This is a genomic window from Flavobacterium sp. HSC-32F16, assembly GCF_024171645.1.
Lineage (GTDB): Bacteria > Bacteroidota > Bacteroidia > Flavobacteriales > Flavobacteriaceae > Flavobacterium.
Genome location: NZ_JALKAC010000008.1, coordinates 111,886 through 128,887, shown reverse-complemented (window position 1 = coordinate 128,887; position 17,002 = coordinate 111,886). Strand labels below are relative to the sequence as shown.

The window sequence follows — 17,002 nt, the reverse complement described above, 5'->3', positions numbered from 1 at the left end:
TTAGTTTTTGGATGTTTTAGAAAAATTATTGGTTGTACCCAAAACGTTTCAGCATATTGGCATTACTTCTCCAGTCTTTGTTTACTTTTACGTAAAGCTCAATATGGATTTGTTTCCCGAAGAATTTCTCTAAATCAACACGGGCGTCCATTCCTACTTTCTTTAAAGCGGCGCCTTTATGCCCAATGATAATTCCTTTTTGCGTTTCGCGCTCTACCATAATTACAGAACGGATTCGAATAATTTTTTCATCTTCAAAAAACTCTTCTGTTACAATTTCTACTGCATACGGAATTTCTTTACTGTAATTCAATAAGATTTTTTCACGAATCGTTTCGTTTACAAAGAAACGTTCCGGTTTGTCTGTTAATTGATCTTTTGGATAATAAGGTGGTGATTCTGGAAGCAATTCTATGATTCGGCCAAAAACTTCCGGAACATTAAAGTTTTGTAAAGCTGATATTGGAAAAATTTCAGCGTTTGGCAGTTTTTCTTTCCAAAAACCAACCTGTTCTTCTAATTGTTCCTGATTTGAATTGTCGATTTTATTCAGCAATAGTAAAACGGGAATTTTAGCATAAAAGATTTTATTGAAGAAATCTTCGTCTTTTAAGTTCTGCTCCCCTATTTCGACCATGTAAATTAAAACATCAGCGTCTTCAAAAGCCGACTTTACGAAGTTCATCATCGACTCTTGCATTTCGTAAGCCGGTTTTATAATTCCGGGAGTATCTGAAAGTACCATTTGAAAATCTTCGCCATTTACGATTCCTAAGATTCTATGACGTGTTGTTTGTGCTTTTGATGTTATGATGGATAATCTTTCTCCAACAAAGGCGTTCATTAGTGTCGATTTTCCAACATTTGGATTCCCGATTATGTTTACAAAACCTGCTTTATGTGACATTTGCATAATATTTAATTTGCAAAGGTAGTCATATCAACTCAATACAGAAAATAAAACATTTTTTAAAGTTTTCGTTGGAATTCTCAAAAATCGACGTATCTTTGCACCCGAAACATCGCGGGATAGAGCAGTAGGCAGCTCGTCGGGCTCATAACCCGAAGGTCACAGGTTCGAGTCCTGTTCCCGCTACACAGACAAAAAGCTTCAGAGAAATCTGGAGCTTTTTTTGTTTTATCCCCCTTTTTTTCAACATCTCGTTGCATTCACCACCGGGATGCTCCCGCCACTAAGGGATGTAACGAAAATTTAACTAAACTAAAAATTGAAAAAATATTTTGTTTCTTCCCAACCTTTTAAACTAAATTGGCATCTATACTAAAAAGAAACAAAAATCTGCATGAAACCATTATTAATATTCTTCTTTACAGTAATTTCATTTTACGTTTCTGCACAAGAAAAACCCATTTCTTCTATAAAAATATATCTGGAAGATGCCGAAACGCTGAAAAACATTAATGATGCAAAAGTAACTCTTGAAGGTTTTGAAATCCCAGCTATTAAAGCTAAATATAATAAAAAAGAAAAGTATTATTATTTAGATAAAATTCCTTCAGGATACAATACAATCATGGCTTACCATAAAAAATACAATGAAAAAGGATTCCAAAACATTTCGGGATTGCCTAAGGAATTAAGACTGCAATTACATCTTCCATACAGAGTTAAAATCCTGGGTGATAGTATTAATTTCTATAAAGAAGATGATCATCATATCCGCTTATTGTTTAATGATACTATTTTGCATACATTAGAAACATGCCCCGATTTCAACTCTAATTTGTTGTGTTTTGCAATAGAATATATTGCTAAATTTCACAAAGATCTTGTTGTTAAAGATGAATTAAATATTGGCGATTATAGTCTAAACACAATAACAGTAGAGAAAAAAGACAAAACAAAATTTAAACGATTTAATGATTCTACAATTGAAAAATTACTTGGTGATAAAAATATTTTAGCACTGTATACAATACTCCTGCTTACAAAAAATACCGAAAAAACATATTTTAGCGAAGATGGAACAGCAAACTACATTCCAAAATTCATCAGATATATCCATTGTGACTCTCCCAATTCATACTCAAACACTTATCGTGATTTTAAAGAAAAACTCAAAAATGGATTGATAAAAAATAATATTTACAAACGTAACCAAAAAGAAATTAGCGCTTTAGCTAACTCTGATCTAATAAGAATTAATAATGGCGAATTATTTGATAATTTTGATAACAATGATACGATAGTAACAAGTTGTCAAAAATTAAAGATGATAACAAGTATGCCCGCTTTACAAAATTATCTGAAACAATATGTAGCCATTTCAAACATTTTATCTTACAATGGCATTCATTTAATTGATAAAAATGACACATTTCGCTACCAAATTACCTACAACTTACATGATATTGCTGCATACAAAAAGGAGAGTTCTTTAATTGAATCAAAAAAGATAAATAAAGAAATAGAAATATTTAGTCTCAAAAACAACACAGCTTCACCTCTTGGTACAATGGATTTAATAGAATATTATAACGCATTAGGAATTAACGTGCATCAAAAAATCGAAAAAAGTATTAACCAATGATTGCAACAAACAACATTTCAATGATAAAAACAATAACAATATTTATCGCCTTATTATTTTCTTTTTATTCATTAAACGCCCAGCCTGGCGATCAAAGCTGTTATTCTGAAAGAGGAATAAAAATAATTTTAGAGGGCAGTGATGAATTGATACTGAGTCCGACTACACCATTAAGTATTAATAATTGTTTTTTTATACCCAAGTCTACTATCAAGGACAGTTTAGGCATCACATATTTTAAACTTACTATTTATAAAAATATAATTGATGCTAGTGATGACACTTGGAAAGGAAAAAAAATGTATACAAAAGATTCTGTTTACACTTACAAAGTAAGAGACGTAGACAAAATGATGATTTATGTAGGGAATTTTGACAGGAATGATCACATAAGTTTTGAATTAGAGATTCCTGAATTCAAAAAAGGAACTTTTTTTATAGATGTAAAGAAAAATGATGGCATGAAAGGTGTTTACTATGATGAATATAAAAATAGTGATGGTGCCCCGTCATATGATATTACACCAAAAGAATGGTCAGAAATAAAAAAATGGAAAAATTAATTATTCTTTCAAAATACAAATTCAAGAAACAATTTTATAAAAATCATAAATAAAGCGGTTAGATATTTGAATGCTTCCCGCTACTAAGTAAAAGCTTCAGAGAAATCTGGAGCTTTTTTTTGTTTATAATAAAATTTCTAAAAATATTTGATTTAGATTGTGGGTGCGAAGTCAGAGACATTCGCACAGCCTTTCCATTGCATTCTTCAATCAGCGAGGCGAAGACAATGACAGTCGCATAGCGCCTCCATTGAATTCTTCGAAGAGCGGGAGAAATCTAGATTTCTCAGGCTTTTTTTATGATTCGAAAATCTTATAATATTTCTTATCAAATATAAAAAGCCTGTATTTCTAGGAAAATTGGTTCGAGTCCCGTTAGGTCAATTGAAAAAAAAGCTTTAGAGAAATCTGAAGCTTTTGTTTGTTATAAGTATTTTTTAATTTTTTAAGAACACAAATTGCAAATCTGTATAATCAGGATTATTTGTATTTGAATTCTACCATTTATTTTAAATTTATAAAGTAAAAAAATGTTTTCACATTAAAATAATATATATCTTTATGATATCAATTTAATATCATTTAAATATTACTCATTATGAAAACAGAAAAAGTTTTAATACCCTTCAATGGCTATTTAGTTGTTGTAATTCTATTACTTTCAATAGCAATAACGCTTTACGGCTTTATCACAAACAGCATGATATTAGCAGTGATTTCACTTCTCGTGTCTGTTCTTTTAATAAAGGGTTTTATTGTAATAGGCCCTAATAGCTCAAATGTTCTATTACTGTTTGGAGATTATAAAGGAAGTATTAAACAAAGTGGTTTGTTTTGGGTAAACCCACTTTATAATAAAACTAGTTTATCTTTGCGTGCAAGAAACTTTGAAAGCGAAAAAATTAAGGTTAATGATAAAATGGGGAATCCTATTTTAATTAGTGTTATATTAGTTTGGAAAGTTACAGATACATTTAAGTCCACGTTTGAAGTTGACAACTATGAGACATTCATTAGAATTCAAACGGATTCAGCTGTTCGAAAACTTGCAGGTTCTTTCCCATACGATCATTTTGAAGATGAAAGAGCAACCGTAACATTAAGTACTAATTTTGATGACGTTAACCAGGCACTTGAACATGAAGTTATGCAACGATTAGAAATTGCAGGAATAGAAGTTATAGAGTCTAGGATTGCATATCTAGCCTATGCCCCTGAAATTGCTCATTCGATGTTAAGACGACAACAAGCGTCGGCTGTTGTTGCTGCACGTCATAAAATTGTAGAAGGCGCCGTAGGCATGGTTGAAAGTGCTTTAAAACTATTAGCAGATAAAGAAGTTATAGATTTTGATGAAGATAAAAAGGCTACAATGGTAAGCAACTTAATGGTAGTACTTTGTGGCGATAGTGAAACTAAACCTGTAATAAATACCGGTACTTTAAATCAATAAAAGATGTCTGAAAAAAAGTCATTTGCATTAAGAATTGATTCAGAAACGATGAAAGCAATTGAAAAATGGGCTAATGATGAATTTCGTAGTGTCAATGGTCAGATTGAGTGGATGCTTAATAATAGTCTTAAAAATGCGAAAAGATTAAAGGAAAAAAATGAACAAAAAAAATAAAGCATAAAGGTATTATGTAAATTTGAAGAACTTACAGGTAAGTTATTTTTCTAATACTCATTTACTAAATACCTCATTTTTTTTTAAATCATCAATAAAATGGTTCGAAAATTATCCCGTTAGGGCTACTAAATAAAGGCTTCAGAGAAATCTGGAGCTTTTTTTCTTTCTACGTTTCTGATTATCTTTGCGGGCACAGTTGCAAATCTGCGCTATCGGTTCGCGCTCAAGGGAAAAATTTTAAATTAAGCTTAATGAAACAATTTGATATTATATACGATTTCGGAGTTTTGGAAGTCATACAAAAATCATGGTTCATAACTATACCAGTATTTTTATACTGGATAGCAGTTAATAGACTCCGAAATGATGAAGATGAAGATGAAGATGAAGATGAAGATAAGGAAGGGAATTTGATTCAGAATCTTTTATCGCAAAGCAAAAGCTTAGATACTACAAAAGCGCAAATAATCAAATATACTTCAATTATCATTTTTGCCTTTCTCGTCATTATACAAACAATAAAGATATACAGAACCTACAGCATTTTGAACACTGGCTTAAAATCAATAGAAGGTTATGTGACTGACTTTCATGGAATGCCATCATCAGGACATGATAGTGAAAGCTTCAATGTTAGAAATGTAAAATTCAAATTTTCAGATTTTGATTTAACTGACTTTGGATACAATAACGCTAAATCAAAAGGAGGTGTGATAGATGAAAACGTCTATGTCAGATTAAAATATTATCAGTCAAAAGATCGAAATGTTATACTCAGATTGGAAAAGAGAAAATAAAAAATTTAACTACAGCTCCCCCTACTAGGTTTATCAATCTTTAAGAATTCCATTATAATAATGAAAAATATCAATCGCTCTTTTGACTACTAAAGAGGAATATTGACCCATTCGTATATTGGACTGCATTGTCCCGCCTCCAGAATATTGATCTTCTGTCATTGTTCCAATTAGCTTAATTTCGGCATCACGAAAAGCTAACCAGGCTTTTTGCGCTGTTATAAGAACCTTCTTGTCTTCGGGCTTTAGTGATTTCATAAGTTTATTATAATACTTATTTAGTAACTTGTCATAACCAGTAGTCAATTCATCAACTGTTATATTCATTCCTGCTGTTGAATAATCAATATCCATTCGTTTAGAAGCTATTGTCTCTATTCGGAAAGTATCTATTTTGAATTCTATTTCGTCAGGATTTAATTCTTGTTTTGCAAGCTTTAGTTTAGCTTAGGGATTTGGGCTTCTACTTCTGCTTTTATTTTTTTAAAAATTTCCGGAGATATTTCTTTTGGACCATTTTGCCCAAGAGCAATGTTTCCTATAAAGCAAAAAATAATGGATAAAAAAAAGTGTTTCATATATTATTAGGTTTTTCTAAGCAAGCAACTAATATCCCACTATTACAGCAGGTTTGGCACTAAATTAAGCCCATTATTCGGATTTGCCAAATCATTCCGGATTTGGATATAATATCTGACAAAAGGAATATTTATGGGATATTTTTTTATCTTTGAAATTCAGTCTTTTTAATCTGAATGGCTTTATCTTTAAGCCTCAGAAAACTAAACCTCATTTATGGAACAGAAAATTCATCAGGGAAGAAATGTAAAACGCTTTAGAGAAATGCTTGGTATCAAACAGGAAGCACTGGCTTATGATTTGGGGGAAGACTGGAATCAAAAGAAAATTTCTTTGCTGGAGCAGAAAGATGTTATTGAAGATAATCTGCTTAAACAAATTTCTAATTCATTGAGAATTCCTGTTGAAGCTTTTCAGAATTTTGATGAGGAACAGGCAATTAATATTATTTCAAATACTTTTAACGACCAATCTAATGGTTACAACTATTATCCAACTTTCAATATAAATCCAATAGAAAAATGGATAGAAGCTTTAGAGGAAATTAAACGTTTAAATTCGGAACTTTTGAAAACCAAAGACGAACATATTAAGGTTTTAGAGAAATTATTAAAGGATAAATAAACTTTATAAAACGATATTAATTCAAGTAAAATTTGAGTTTAGTATCACACATAGAATAAATAAAAAAAGCTTCAGATTTCTCTGAAGCTTTTTGTTTTAAGAACGTGGTTTTGACAAATTTCTGTCATACATAATAATAGTTCCTGCCACGGCCACGTTTAGACTTTTTTCTGATTTAAATTTCACCAAATGATGACATTTATCCATTGCTTTTTTAGACAATCCATGATCTTCTGCTCCTAATAAATAAACACATCTTCTTGGATGTTCAAAAGTTTCTAAATCAGAAGATTTTTCTGCCAATTCTACACCAACCAATCTGGCGCCTTTAGGTAAATTTTCAAAGAAAGCCTCAAAAGTTTCATAATGAAAATAAGGAATTGCTTTTACTGCATCATGAGTATCACATGCTTGTTTCGCATATCGATTACCAATGGTAAATATAAAAGTAGCACCCATATTTTGAGCCGATCGCCATAAAACCCCTAAATTTTCAGGTGTTTTCCCATTTTGAATTCCTATGCCAAAGTATTCATTTATAAAGTTATCATTCATAATGGCAAAAGTACAAACTTTAAATATTTCCAGAAACGAGATTATTACCAAATCGTTATTCTGTCTTTCTCTGCCAAAAACATTTTATCTCCAGGTTTTACATTAAATGCATTGTAAAAAGGTGTCGTATTCATTAGAGGACCATTAACGCGCCAGTTTGGCGGAGAATGCGGATTATTATTAATCCACAAACGCAGGAATTCGTCTTTCATTTTTACTCTCCATATTTTAGCTATCGAAATAAAGAAGCGCTGGTCTGGGGTAAAACCGTCAATTTTTGTATTTCCTTTTCCTTGTTCAGTCATTTTAAAAGCATCATAGGCAACTGCTATTCCTGCAATATCTGCCGTGTTTTCGCCAACTGTCATTGCGCCATTAATATGTAAATCTCCTAAAACGGTATAGGTACTATACAAATCGATAACCTGTTGTATTCTTGATTTAAACTGTGCATAATCTTCTTTTGTCCACCAGTTTTTTAGGTTTCCATTTTTATCATATTGAGCACCCTGATCATCAAAAGTATGCGTTATTTCGTGACCTATAACCATTCCGATACCTCCATAGTTAAGTGCATCATCTGCATTATTATCAAAATATGGGGCTTGTAAAATACCTGCAGGAAAAACAATTTCATTTGCAGTAGGATTATTATATGCGGTAACTGTTGGAGTTGTGGTATACCATTCTGATTTATCGACTGGTTTGCCCAATTTTGCCAATTGAAATTGATATGCAGCTGTAGCAGCCGAAACCATATTTTCAAAATAGGTATTTCTGCCTATTTGTACATTACTGTAATCCCTCCATTTATCTGGATATCCTATTTTCTTGGTAATGGCAAACAATTTTTCTTTAGCCTTTTGTTTTGTAACAGGACTCATCCAATCCAAATTATCAATTCTTTTGGCATAGGCTTTTTGTAAATTATTTACGAGAACCAACATTCGTTTTTTGGCATCTTCTGAAAAATATTTCTTTACATACAATTCACCCAATGCTTCACCCAGGTAAGTATCAACTGCATTAGCCATTATTTCGCCACGTGATTTTTGAACAGCTTGACCAGAAAGCACTTTCGCATATTCAAATGCAGCATCTACAAAAGGTTTACTTAAATCATCTGCATATCTTTCTAAAGAATTTGCTTTCAGGTAAATTTTCCAATTATTAATGGGGATGTTTTTTAAAAGCTTATTAAGGTTATCATAATAGGCCGGCTGAGATACATTAATAGAATCAGTTTTAGCACCTAATTTTTTTAAAAAAGTAGTCCAGTCTATATTCGAATGTCTTTTTACAAGATCTGTCACAGCGATTTTGTTGTAATTTGCCTGCACATCTCGAAGTTCAACTTTTGTTTTATGAGCAGCGGCGATTTGCTTGTCAATATCATAAACTAAATCAGCATTCTTTTTAGCCTCTTCGGCATTGCTTCCTGTTTGCTTAAATAATGCAGCAAGGTATTTTTTGTATGCTGCCTGTATAGCAGCAGTTGATGAATCTGATTTGAAATAATAATCCCTGTCAGGCAAACCGATACCCGTTTGATAGATTTCGGCAATATTCATACCGCTGTTTTTTTGATCGGGTGAAACTCCAAAAGCTATAATAGAAGAATTTCCTGCTTTTTCTTCATTAACTACAAAGTGGAGCAAGGATGGCAAATCGCTGATTGCTTCAATTTTGGCAAGCAGGGGTTTGATAGGTTCATAACCGCGTTTATCAATGGCTGCAGTATCCATACCTGATGCATAAAAGTCTCCTACTTTTTGCGCAATACTTCCTGCTGGATTTTTGCTTTGCGAAATGCTGTCTAATATTCCCTGCAGACGCAGACGTTGCGGAAAATTCATAAACATATAAGCACCAACTCCAGCTTGAGATGCAGGTATTGATACAGAATCATACCATTTGCCATTTACATATTTAAAGAAATCATTTCCAGGCCGCAATGTCGAATCTATTCCTGTGATAGCAATATTTTTTTTCTTTTGATGTTTTGAACACGCTGTAAGAGCTAAGAATGCAATAAAGAGCATTAATGATTTTTTCATAATCTAGATGATTTCTATTAAAAATGAACTTAAAAACGTTTTAGGATATAGGCATGGCATAATTAATTATAGCAGAACAATATACAAATTCAGTTTTTAATTCTAAAGTATTTATCAGAATTATCATAACCTTTTAAGATTAAAATGCGTAATCTATAATATTGGAATAACCCTCAATAATCTGGTTAGCTATTTGAATTCTTACCGCTGCTTAGTAAAGCTTCATATTTCTTTAATGCTTTACTTAATTTCTTACTCAGCCTTTATTAAATTATCTTTTATTTTAGCATAAATATCAAGACTTATAAACTTGTTATTTTTAATTTCACAGTCTTTCATAGTTCCTTCATATTGAAAGTCAAGTTTAACCATTACGTTTTTACAATTCTTATTTTCCGACTCAACAAATGCTTCAATTCTCTTAAGTTCTAAATCGCCAAACCCATAATTACAAATTAAAGGGATTGCTTCTTTTATAATTCCACGTCCCCAAAAATTTGGAATTAACCAAAAACCAATTTCTGCTTTTTTATGTTCCTTACTTAAATTATTTAATCCACCCGCTCCAAAGAATGTTTTATTATCGGCGGAGCAAATAGCAAACCAAATTCCTGTATCGTTTTTTTCAAGGTCAGCAAAAAACAGCATTTGTTCTTTAGTTGCTTCCAGTGTTTGAAAACTCACTCCGTAATATTTAATAACTTCTGGATTTGAAAGTCCTTGGAAAACATTTTCAAGATCACTATCAGCAAATTGCCGCAGTAAAAGTCTTTCGGTTTTTATAGTTGGAAATTCTTTCTTCATGATTTATTGTTCGTTTCTGATTATCAGTTTTTGTCATCAAGGACTGACCGTTAAAACTACATAAAGCAATTTCAATTTGGGTAGATATGTGTGGTAAATTTTGCACATTATTTAGTCAAATATATAATTTTTTCAATTTAAACTTTCAAACAGACTTTACATTTGATTGATGCTTTTTTGCACTTACATGAGTGATTATGCCAACAAAACAGAGAAAAATTAAGATGCGAATGCTTTAATAATCCAGGATAATCTGCTTAAATATTTTAATGCTTCCCGCTGTTAAAACAAGGCTTCAGATTCCTCTGAAGCTTTTCGTGTTAGATTAAACTACGTTTTGTTTTAATTTTTTCTTACTATTTGAGAAGTAACGGGTTCTCCCCTTTCTGTAAAAATATCGTTAGCATAATAATTTAAAAATTGTACAGGAAGCCCAACACCTGTTGCAAGAGATGAAGTTGTCTGCAGGTGATAATGCAAATGCGGCCCTGTAGAATAACCACTGTTTCCAGCCAGACCTACCTGTTGCCCTCTCTCCACAGTATCTCCTGCAGCTACTATTATAGAGTTCTTTTTTAAATGAAGCATAAAAGAAAACTCTCCATTCAAGTGGTCAATAATAATATAATTCCCTAACGATTGTTTCGTGTTTTTAATTCCTGGAACATTATCCTCGACAGCATTCTCAACAGCTATTATCTTTCCGTCTCCAGGAGCATTTAAACGTTTACCAAAACAATAATAATCTTCATTTTTAGTTCCGTCTCCCGTATTTCCTCTTCTGTTTTTTACATGAACAATATCCAGCGCATATCTTTGGTGGCGAATAGGCGCAAAATGATGGTTTAATTCCAACGATTTTCCTCCCGCAACTATGTACCATTCATCTTCAAAAGGCAGTTCTAATTCTGTTTTTGTTTTATAATTTAAATAGATGTCTTCATCGTATTTTCCTTCATCTCCCATTAACATATCAGCACATGAAATAAATAAAAGAAAAAAGCTAACTGCAAAAAAACAACTTAAAGATTTAATTGGTTTCATGATTAAAATTTATAGTTAATACCAAGATTCAACTGATGCTGTAATTCTCTATAAGCACTTGGCACTTGAAGTCTTGCATAATTAAAATTATACGCTGCCTTTACCTCAAAATGATTAGAAAGCTTGTAACCATATTCAATATTCCATAAAATACTTTGATAATTGTCTAATGCATAAAACTTACCCTCAGCGTTGGTAACTCTCAGCAAGGCTGCAGGAAGGGTTAATTTTGAAGATAAATATTGTTTGTCGTTTAACTGATAGCTTAATCTGCCTGCGATTCCGAATTCCTGATGCAAAGTATAATAATCCTCATTATTAAAACTGGAAGTATTAGGATTACGATAAATAGAAATATTAGTTTGCGATTGAAGTCCTAAATACACCGCAAATTTATCTTTATTATAAATCTGTTTCAGATAAGAAAAACCCAACCCTGCTTTTGCATAATCTGTGTTGAGATTAGAAAGCTTATCTGTTTTAAGTTCTGATGAAAGATAATCCATCTTTACTTCAAACAAATTTTCTTTTTTACTCGTGTGGGTATAGTTTAATTTATACACCAAACCTTCATACTCATACATTGCCACCGGAGCAAATTCAAGATTTTTTAAATAGCCAAAATTATTTCCTACTGAAAATTCGAGCTGGTTCTTTTTTGGAGTGGTTTGCGATTGTACCGATACTGCAGATAAAATTGCAGTAGTAAACAAGAGTCGATTTAATTTCATATAAAGTTGAGATGATTAAGTTGATTATCATTCGCCAAAAATATGAGAGCCAAAAATGACTGAGGTTTCAAAACCTTAAGATTGAATAAATCCGCACCTTATTTATTACTATTTCTGTTCGTAAAAACCGCCGCATCATTAGGATTTAAAAGAATACCTCGCTTCAGTTAATCAAAAAATCATTTTAGTTAATCATTTCTTAATCCCTTAAGAAAATTCTCAGAGATAATATAAATTCGCTCCGCAAATTCAGAACAAATCAGCAATTATTTAACGTTGAGAAGTATAGATTTGACTACAATATTTACAGTAAAATTTTTAAGAACAATTTTAATATTTGACTTTGATTTATATAACATTTCTAAATATTGCAATCTTTCAGGGAATCGTTTTAGGTTTCATTATTTTAAAATCACCATTATTTAACAGCACTTCAAACAAATTCTTAGCAAGTGCCATTTTTACACTTTCAATACTTTTATTGAACCTTGTTTTTGAAATAGCAGAAGCATATCATTCTTTTCCGTTTCTTCGTTTTATTGATGATGTCGAATGGGCATTTCTGCTTCCTGTTTTTGTTTTTTTCTTTATTGTAAACAAAGTAAACAGCAAGATTAAAAGCAAAAAAATACTATACCTATTATTTTTTCCATTTGCCTATTCTGCAATCCTTAATATTACTTGCGATCTTGATATTATAGCAGGTTTATATAAAATTCCTGATTCAGGCCTGGCTGTAATTGATACACTCAGTCAGATTGAATTTTTTCTGGCCTTTACTTTTATTCCTTCCTTATTAATTTATTCATTCAGCTTCATTAAATATTCTGAAGATATTAATGAAAAAAGATGGCTTATAATTTTATGGTCTATTGTTTCAACTTTATTATTTTCATGGGTTATTGTGGTTCTTATTGCGATATTTTTTCAGTACGATGTTTCGTTCACCATGAAGATTGTGGCATTATTTGGAACATTCTTAATTCATTGGACTACTTATGTTGGGATTTTCAAATACAAATTAGCCAAAGACAAAGCTGCGGTTTACAATTTTTTAAATAATGATTTAGCCATTTCGAATACAAATCTGCACATTGTAGAAAATAACATACAAGAAGAATATAAAGAATCCATAACAGCTGATAATCTTTATTTTCAGAAACTCGAACTTCTCTGTAAAGAACAGCACATTTATACAGACAGCACATTGAGCAGAGAAAAAATTGCCGAAGAATTGGGCATAAGTTCTGGTTATGTTTCACAAATTGTAAATACTATTACGGGAGATAATTTTGCCAATTACATTAATCAATATCGGGTTGAAGCTGTTAAGGAAATGATTTCCAATTCTGACTACGAAAATTACAATTTACTGACTATAGGGCTGGAATCTGGATTTACTTCTAAAACCACTTTTTACAAAGCTTTTAAAAAAGTTACCGGGCAGACTCCAAATGAGTACAGAAATTCCAATAAATAAGTACCGATTTATCCATTTTTAAGCTTTTGAAACCTTTTCTAATTTTTCTTATCTGAATTTTGGGCTCAAATAATTCAAATCAATTTTTATGAAAAAAATTTTAGTGTTAGCTGTTTTTACAGTTTTGGGATTTACAAATGTTAATGCTCAAGAAATTAAATTTGGTGTTAAGGGAGGTTTAAACTTCTCAACTGTCAGCGGGGACAATACCGAAAGTATTAATTATGTAACATCATACAATTTAGGAGTTGTATCTGAAATTCCATTATCTGAAAAATTTTCCTTTCAACCCGAGGTAATATATTCTCGTCAGGGATATACTTTCAATAATGATATAGTTGCTCTAAATTATTTGAACATTCCTTTAATGGCAAAATATTATGTAACAAAAGGATTGAGTGTTGAAGCCGGACCGCAAATAGGTTTTTTACTTTCTGCTAAAAATGAGAAAATCGATGTAAAAGATGCGTTTAAAACGGTTGATTTTGGAGTTAATTTTGGCGTAGGCTATAAACTTGAAAACGGACTTAATTTTGGAGCAAGATATAACTTGGGATTATCAGATATTAATGATATAGATAATTCTTCGAGCAAAAATAAAAACGGAGTATTTCAAATATCTGTTGGTTATTTCTTTTTCTAAAACTTAACAATGCAGCATTTATACTCGATATAGATCTAAATAATCTAATAAGCAAAGCTCCAGAGAAACGAAAAATCTCTGGAGCTTTTTTTAATACAGAAGAAAGCATGCAAGAATATTACCTCAAAAGAATATTTTTTCACTTTTTTTTAAAATTATTTTTTCTCAAAAAACAATCAATAAAATTTTCTTCATCAGCTCTCCTAAAATTAAACAACAAATTATCTATCAAATAAATACAAATTCATTAATTATATTTATTAAAGAAAAACCATAATCAAAAGTGATCTTTTCTCAGAATTATTAAAAAAAGTTTTTTTTAAAACTCTTTGCACATTCCAAAAATAGTTGCATTTTTGCACCCGCAATAGCAAAACAGGTCCGTTCGTCTATCGGTTAGGACGCCAGGTTTTCATCCTGGTAAGGGGGGTTCGATTCCCCCACGGACTACAAAACACAAAGCTTCAGAGAAATCTGGAGCTTTTTTTATTTCCAATAAAACCGCAGACTATTTTTTTTCAAAAACATCATCATAACCAAACATAGTTTATCTACCTTTGCACCCGCAATGGTTTAGCTGCAATTTTTCGAGTGCAGCTAACGAAGAGGGAATCAGGTGCAAATCCTGAACAAGCCCGTTACTGTAAGTTCCATGCAACATTTTGACAGATAAAGAAGCTTTTATCAGCTTTCAAAAATCTAATCTTTTGCCACTGCATTTTTTATAAAATGTGGGAAGGCGGCTCAAAATGGGAATAAGTCAGGAGACCTGCCACTGCATATAAATTCAGGCTTTCGCGGACCAAAGCTTTGAAACAGACACAATATCAAACTAACATTTGATTTCGATTTTTCCGTTTAAAACTATTTGTTACAAATAGACTATTTTGTTATGCACGTATGTAAACAAAGGTTTTTAAGCCTAATACATTGTGGATTATGTTTTTTGCTTTGGATTTTAGCTACAAATCCAATTTTTGCACAAAACAATCCCAAAGCTAAAGAACAGGATTCTTTAAAACCACTTCCGTTAAACGAAGTTATTCTAACCGCAAGCAAACGCGAGTTCAGGATAGAGTCACCTATGCCTGTTCAGATTTTATCCGGCAAGCAGCTTGAAAACCTCAACAGCCTTTCTGTTGCCGATGCTGTTCGTTATTTTTCGGGTGTACAATTGAAAGATTACGGCGGAATTGGCGGTTTAAAAACCATCAATGTCCGCAGTTTAGGAAGCGCACATACAGCCGTTTTTTACGATGGAATGACGGTTGGAAATGCTCAAAACGGACAAGTCGATTTAGGAAAATATTCTCTTGATAATATTGAAGCCATCGAACTTTACAATGGTCAAAAATCAACTATTTTTCAGCCGGCACGCGGTTTTTTCTCTTCCAATACTTTATTTCTAAAATCAAAAGTTCCTGTTTTTGAATCAGGTAAAAATGCAAATGTCCGGGTTTCTTTTAAAACCGGATCTTTCGGTTTAGTAAATCCTTCTGTACTTTATCAGCAAAAAATAACTTCTAAAATAGCCCTTTCATCGAATATTGAATGGATGAAAGCCGATGGAAAATACAAATACAGGTATCAGAAAAAAGACGGTTACGACACGACAGCTGTTCGTCAAAACGGAGATATAACCGCTCTTCGCGCCGAGTTCAACTTAAACACAAAATTTGGCACCAACGGACAAGCCAATCTTAAAGCTTATTATTACGATTCAGAAAGAGGCCTTCCGGGCGCTATTTTGGCCAATCGATATGAATATACACAACGTCAATGGGATCGGAATTTCTTCATTCATGCTTCGGTACAAAACTCACTTTTCGAAAAACACGAAATGCTGGCAAATGTAAAATTCAGCCGGGATTACAGTCGTTACGTTGATCCGGAATATAAAACTGTCGAAGGCGCATTAGACAATAAATATTACCAAAACGAATTTTACGCTTCGATTGTCAATCTCTACAATATAAAAGACTGGTGGAAAATGTCTCTCGCCGCCGATTTTTCCATAAACACACTCGATGCCAATTTATACCGTTTTCCCTATCCTGTCCGATATTCTTATCTGGGCGTAATTTCAAGCGAAATGCATTGGGAACGTCTGGATATTCAGGCAAATTTACTGGGAGCTTATGTCGATGAACAAGTCAAATATTATCAGCAGGGCGACAATCAGCAGGTTTTTTGTCCGGTTTTATCCGCTTCTTTTCAGCCATTTGATGTAAAAAAATTCAGGATCAGGGCGTTTTACAAAGAATCCTTCCGAATGCCTACATTCAATGATTTGTATTATACTTTTATTGGAAACAGTTTTTTACGTCCAGAATTTACAACGCAGTACGATTTTGGAACGACGTATGTTGTTGAACCCAAAAAGTTCCTGCAATCAGCCTCTTTTCAGGCCGATGTTTACTACAACCGTGTAAAAGACAAAATCGTGGCAATGCCCTCTGCCAATCTTTTTAGATGGACGATGATGAATTTAGGAGAAGTGGATATTCGCGGTTTAGAAATCAACACCAATTTCGTTTTTAAACTTCCTGAACAAATCTTTTTAGACTTAGGTCTTAGTTACACTTATCAGCAGGCAATTGATATTACGGCAAAAGGCACGACATATGGAGATCAAATTCCTTACACGCCCAAAAACAGCGGTACTTTAACTTCTTCTGTTAATTGGAAAAACTGGAATTTAAACTACAGCTTTATTTATACAGGCGAAAGATACAGCCAGAAAGCCAATATCCTTGTCAATTATGTCAAGCCTTGGTACACGAGCGATATGGCCCTTATCTGGAATGGAAAAATGGCAAAACTTCCTGTAAAAATAAGCGGTGAAGTAAATAATTTATTCAATCAATATTATGATGTCGTGCTTAATTTCCCAATGCCGGGAAGAAATTACCGATTAAGCATGTCACTAAGTTTTTAAAACAA

General features: G+C 32.3%; 17 protein-coding genes, 2 tRNA genes and 1 riboswitch. Of the genes, 11 read left to right on the top strand and 8 right to left on the bottom strand.

The genetic code is table 11. The features are described 5' to 3' along the window. Positions 1 to 25: 25 nt before the first annotated feature. Positions 26 to 907, bottom strand: a complete 882-nt coding sequence (gene era, locus L1276_RS19530; RefSeq protein WP_253790815.1) for a GTPase Era — start codon at positions 905 to 907, stop codon at positions 26 to 28. Between the two features lie 116 nt (positions 908 to 1,023). On the opposite strand from era, the gene L1276_RS19525 reads away from it, so the two are divergent. From L1276_RS19525 to L1276_RS19500, 6 genes are all read left to right on the top strand, one after another. Continuing rightward, positions 1,024 to 1,096 (top strand) — tRNA-Met (locus tag L1276_RS19525). Positions 1,097 to 1,304: 208 nt separating this feature from the next. Further along, positions 1,305 to 2,552, top strand: coding sequence for a hypothetical protein (locus L1276_RS19520; RefSeq protein WP_253790813.1), 1,248 nt, complete (start codon positions 1,305 to 1,307; stop codon positions 2,550 to 2,552). Further along, complete coding sequence (locus L1276_RS19515; protein WP_253790811.1) at positions 2,549 to 3,115, top strand: hypothetical protein; 567 nt, start codon at positions 2,549 to 2,551, stop codon at positions 3,113 to 3,115. Before L1276_RS19520 ends, L1276_RS19515 begins: the two co-directional genes overlap by 4 nt. A gap of 598 nt (positions 3,116 to 3,713) precedes the next feature. Beyond that, positions 3,714 to 4,568, top strand: coding sequence for an SPFH domain-containing protein (locus L1276_RS19510; RefSeq protein WP_253790809.1), 855 nt, complete (start codon positions 3,714 to 3,716; stop codon positions 4,566 to 4,568). Positions 4,569 to 4,571: 3 nt separating this feature from the next. Then, entirely contained in the window at positions 4,572 to 4,742 is a 171-nt protein-coding gene (locus L1276_RS19505) for an Arc family DNA binding domain-containing protein (RefSeq protein ID WP_089352030.1), read from the top strand. A gap of 254 nt (positions 4,743 to 4,996) precedes the next feature. Continuing rightward, the gene (locus L1276_RS19500; protein WP_253790807.1) at positions 4,997 to 5,542 is read left to right on the top strand and encodes a hypothetical protein; all 546 of its coding nucleotides are present in this window, start codon (positions 4,997 to 4,999) and stop codon (positions 5,540 to 5,542) included. A 33-nt stretch (positions 5,543 to 5,575) separates the two neighbouring features. On the opposite strand, the gene L1276_RS19495 is transcribed toward L1276_RS19500, so the two are convergent. Beyond that, entirely contained in the window at positions 5,576 to 5,896 is a 321-nt protein-coding gene (locus L1276_RS19495) for a lysozyme inhibitor LprI family protein (RefSeq protein ID WP_253790805.1), read from the bottom strand. An 83-nt stretch (positions 5,897 to 5,979) separates the two neighbouring features. After that, positions 5,980 to 6,120 carry a hypothetical protein gene (locus L1276_RS19490; RefSeq protein WP_253790803.1) on the bottom strand — a complete coding sequence of 47 codons (141 nt, stop codon included), beginning with the start codon at positions 6,118 to 6,120 and terminating at the stop codon, positions 5,980 to 5,982. A 217-nt stretch (positions 6,121 to 6,337) separates the two neighbouring features. On the opposite strand from L1276_RS19490, the gene L1276_RS19485 reads away from it, so the two are divergent. Further along, the gene (locus L1276_RS19485; protein WP_253790801.1) at positions 6,338 to 6,745 is read left to right on the top strand and encodes an XRE family transcriptional regulator; all 408 of its coding nucleotides are present in this window, start codon (positions 6,338 to 6,340) and stop codon (positions 6,743 to 6,745) included. Between the two features lie 96 nt (positions 6,746 to 6,841). Here L1276_RS19485 and L1276_RS19480 read toward each other — a convergent pair whose 3' ends face one another. From L1276_RS19480 to L1276_RS19460, 5 genes are all read right to left on the bottom strand, one after another. Next, positions 6,842 to 7,300: an RNA methyltransferase gene (locus L1276_RS19480; protein ID WP_053470562.1), complete on the bottom strand. Its 459-nt coding sequence runs from the start codon at positions 7,298 to 7,300 to the stop codon at positions 6,842 to 6,844. 44 nt (positions 7,301 to 7,344) lie between these two features. After that, complete coding sequence (locus tag L1276_RS19475) at positions 7,345 to 9,357, bottom strand: M13 family metallopeptidase (RefSeq protein ID WP_253790799.1); 2,013 nt, start codon at positions 9,355 to 9,357, stop codon at positions 7,345 to 7,347. A gap of 252 nt (positions 9,358 to 9,609) precedes the next feature. Then, positions 9,610 to 10,161: a GNAT family N-acetyltransferase gene (locus tag L1276_RS19470; RefSeq protein WP_253790798.1), complete on the bottom strand. Its 552-nt coding sequence runs from the start codon at positions 10,159 to 10,161 to the stop codon at positions 9,610 to 9,612. Between the two features lie 342 nt (positions 10,162 to 10,503). Further along, positions 10,504 to 11,205 carry a M23 family metallopeptidase gene (locus L1276_RS19465; protein ID WP_253790796.1) on the bottom strand — a complete coding sequence of 234 codons (702 nt, stop codon included), beginning with the start codon at positions 11,203 to 11,205 and terminating at the stop codon, positions 10,504 to 10,506. A 2-nt stretch (positions 11,206 to 11,207) separates the two neighbouring features. Continuing rightward, positions 11,208 to 11,936 carry a hypothetical protein gene (locus L1276_RS19460; protein WP_253790794.1) on the bottom strand — a complete coding sequence of 243 codons (729 nt, stop codon included), beginning with the start codon at positions 11,934 to 11,936 and terminating at the stop codon, positions 11,208 to 11,210. Between the two features lie 343 nt (positions 11,937 to 12,279). On the opposite strand from L1276_RS19460, the gene L1276_RS19455 reads away from it, so the two are divergent. From L1276_RS19455 to L1276_RS19440, 4 genes are all read left to right on the top strand, one after another. Continuing rightward, positions 12,280 to 13,416 carry an AraC family transcriptional regulator gene (locus tag L1276_RS19455; RefSeq protein WP_253790791.1) on the top strand — a complete coding sequence of 379 codons (1,137 nt, stop codon included), beginning with the start codon at positions 12,280 to 12,282 and terminating at the stop codon, positions 13,414 to 13,416. A gap of 88 nt (positions 13,417 to 13,504) precedes the next feature. Next, positions 13,505 to 14,059 (top strand): porin family protein, encoded by a 555-nt coding sequence (locus L1276_RS19450; protein WP_253790789.1) that lies wholly within the window; start codon positions 13,505 to 13,507, stop codon positions 14,057 to 14,059. Between the two features lie 378 nt (positions 14,060 to 14,437). Further along, positions 14,438 to 14,509, top strand: a tRNA-Glu gene (locus L1276_RS19445). Positions 14,510 to 14,611: 102 nt separating this feature from the next. Next, a riboswitch (cobalamin riboswitch) is annotated at positions 14,612 to 14,851 on the top strand. Positions 14,852 to 15,005: 154 nt separating this feature from the next. Further along, complete coding sequence (locus tag L1276_RS19440) at positions 15,006 to 16,997, top strand: TonB-dependent siderophore receptor (protein WP_253790787.1); 1,992 nt, start codon at positions 15,006 to 15,008, stop codon at positions 16,995 to 16,997. Positions 16,998 to 17,002 lie beyond the last annotated feature (5 nt).

What these genes read in the sequence shown, in the direction of transcription:
- L1276_RS19480 (WP_053470562.1), bottom strand. Translation starts at nt 7,300, where the DNA reads ATGAATGATAACTTTATAAATGAATACTTTGGCATAGGAATTCAAAAT.
- L1276_RS19450 (WP_253790789.1), top strand. Translation starts at nt 13,505, where the DNA reads ATGAAAAAAATTTTAGTGTTAGCTGTTTTTACAGTTTTGGGATTTACA.
- L1276_RS19495 (WP_253790805.1), bottom strand. Translation starts at nt 5,896, where the DNA reads ATGGATATTGATTATTCAACAGCAGGAATGAATATAACAGTTGATGAA.
- L1276_RS19465 (WP_253790796.1), bottom strand. Translation starts at nt 11,205, where the DNA reads ATGAAACCAATTAAATCTTTAAGTTGTTTTTTTGCAGTTAGCTTTTTT.
- L1276_RS19500 (WP_253790807.1), top strand. Translation starts at nt 4,997, where the DNA reads ATGAAACAATTTGATATTATATACGATTTCGGAGTTTTGGAAGTCATA.
- L1276_RS19520 (WP_253790813.1), top strand. Translation starts at nt 1,305, where the DNA reads ATGAAACCATTATTAATATTCTTCTTTACAGTAATTTCATTTTACGTT.
- L1276_RS19490 (WP_253790803.1), bottom strand. Translation starts at nt 6,120, where the DNA reads ATGAAACACTTTTTTTTATCCATTATTTTTTGCTTTATAGGAAACATT.
- L1276_RS19470 (WP_253790798.1), bottom strand. Translation starts at nt 10,161, where the DNA reads ATGAAGAAAGAATTTCCAACTATAAAAACCGAAAGACTTTTACTGCGG.
- L1276_RS19485 (WP_253790801.1), top strand. Translation starts at nt 6,338, where the DNA reads ATGGAACAGAAAATTCATCAGGGAAGAAATGTAAAACGCTTTAGAGAA.
- L1276_RS19510 (WP_253790809.1), top strand. Translation starts at nt 3,714, where the DNA reads ATGAAAACAGAAAAAGTTTTAATACCCTTCAATGGCTATTTAGTTGTT.
- L1276_RS19515 (WP_253790811.1), top strand. Translation starts at nt 2,549, where the DNA reads ATGATTGCAACAAACAACATTTCAATGATAAAAACAATAACAATATTT.
- L1276_RS19475 (WP_253790799.1), bottom strand. Translation starts at nt 9,357, where the DNA reads ATGAAAAAATCATTAATGCTCTTTATTGCATTCTTAGCTCTTACAGCG.
- L1276_RS19505 (WP_089352030.1), top strand. Translation starts at nt 4,572, where the DNA reads ATGTCTGAAAAAAAGTCATTTGCATTAAGAATTGATTCAGAAACGATG.
- L1276_RS19460 (WP_253790794.1), bottom strand. Translation starts at nt 11,936, where the DNA reads ATGAAATTAAATCGACTCTTGTTTACTACTGCAATTTTATCTGCAGTA.
- era (WP_253790815.1), bottom strand. Translation starts at nt 907, where the DNA reads ATGTCACATAAAGCAGGTTTTGTAAACATAATCGGGAATCCAAATGTT.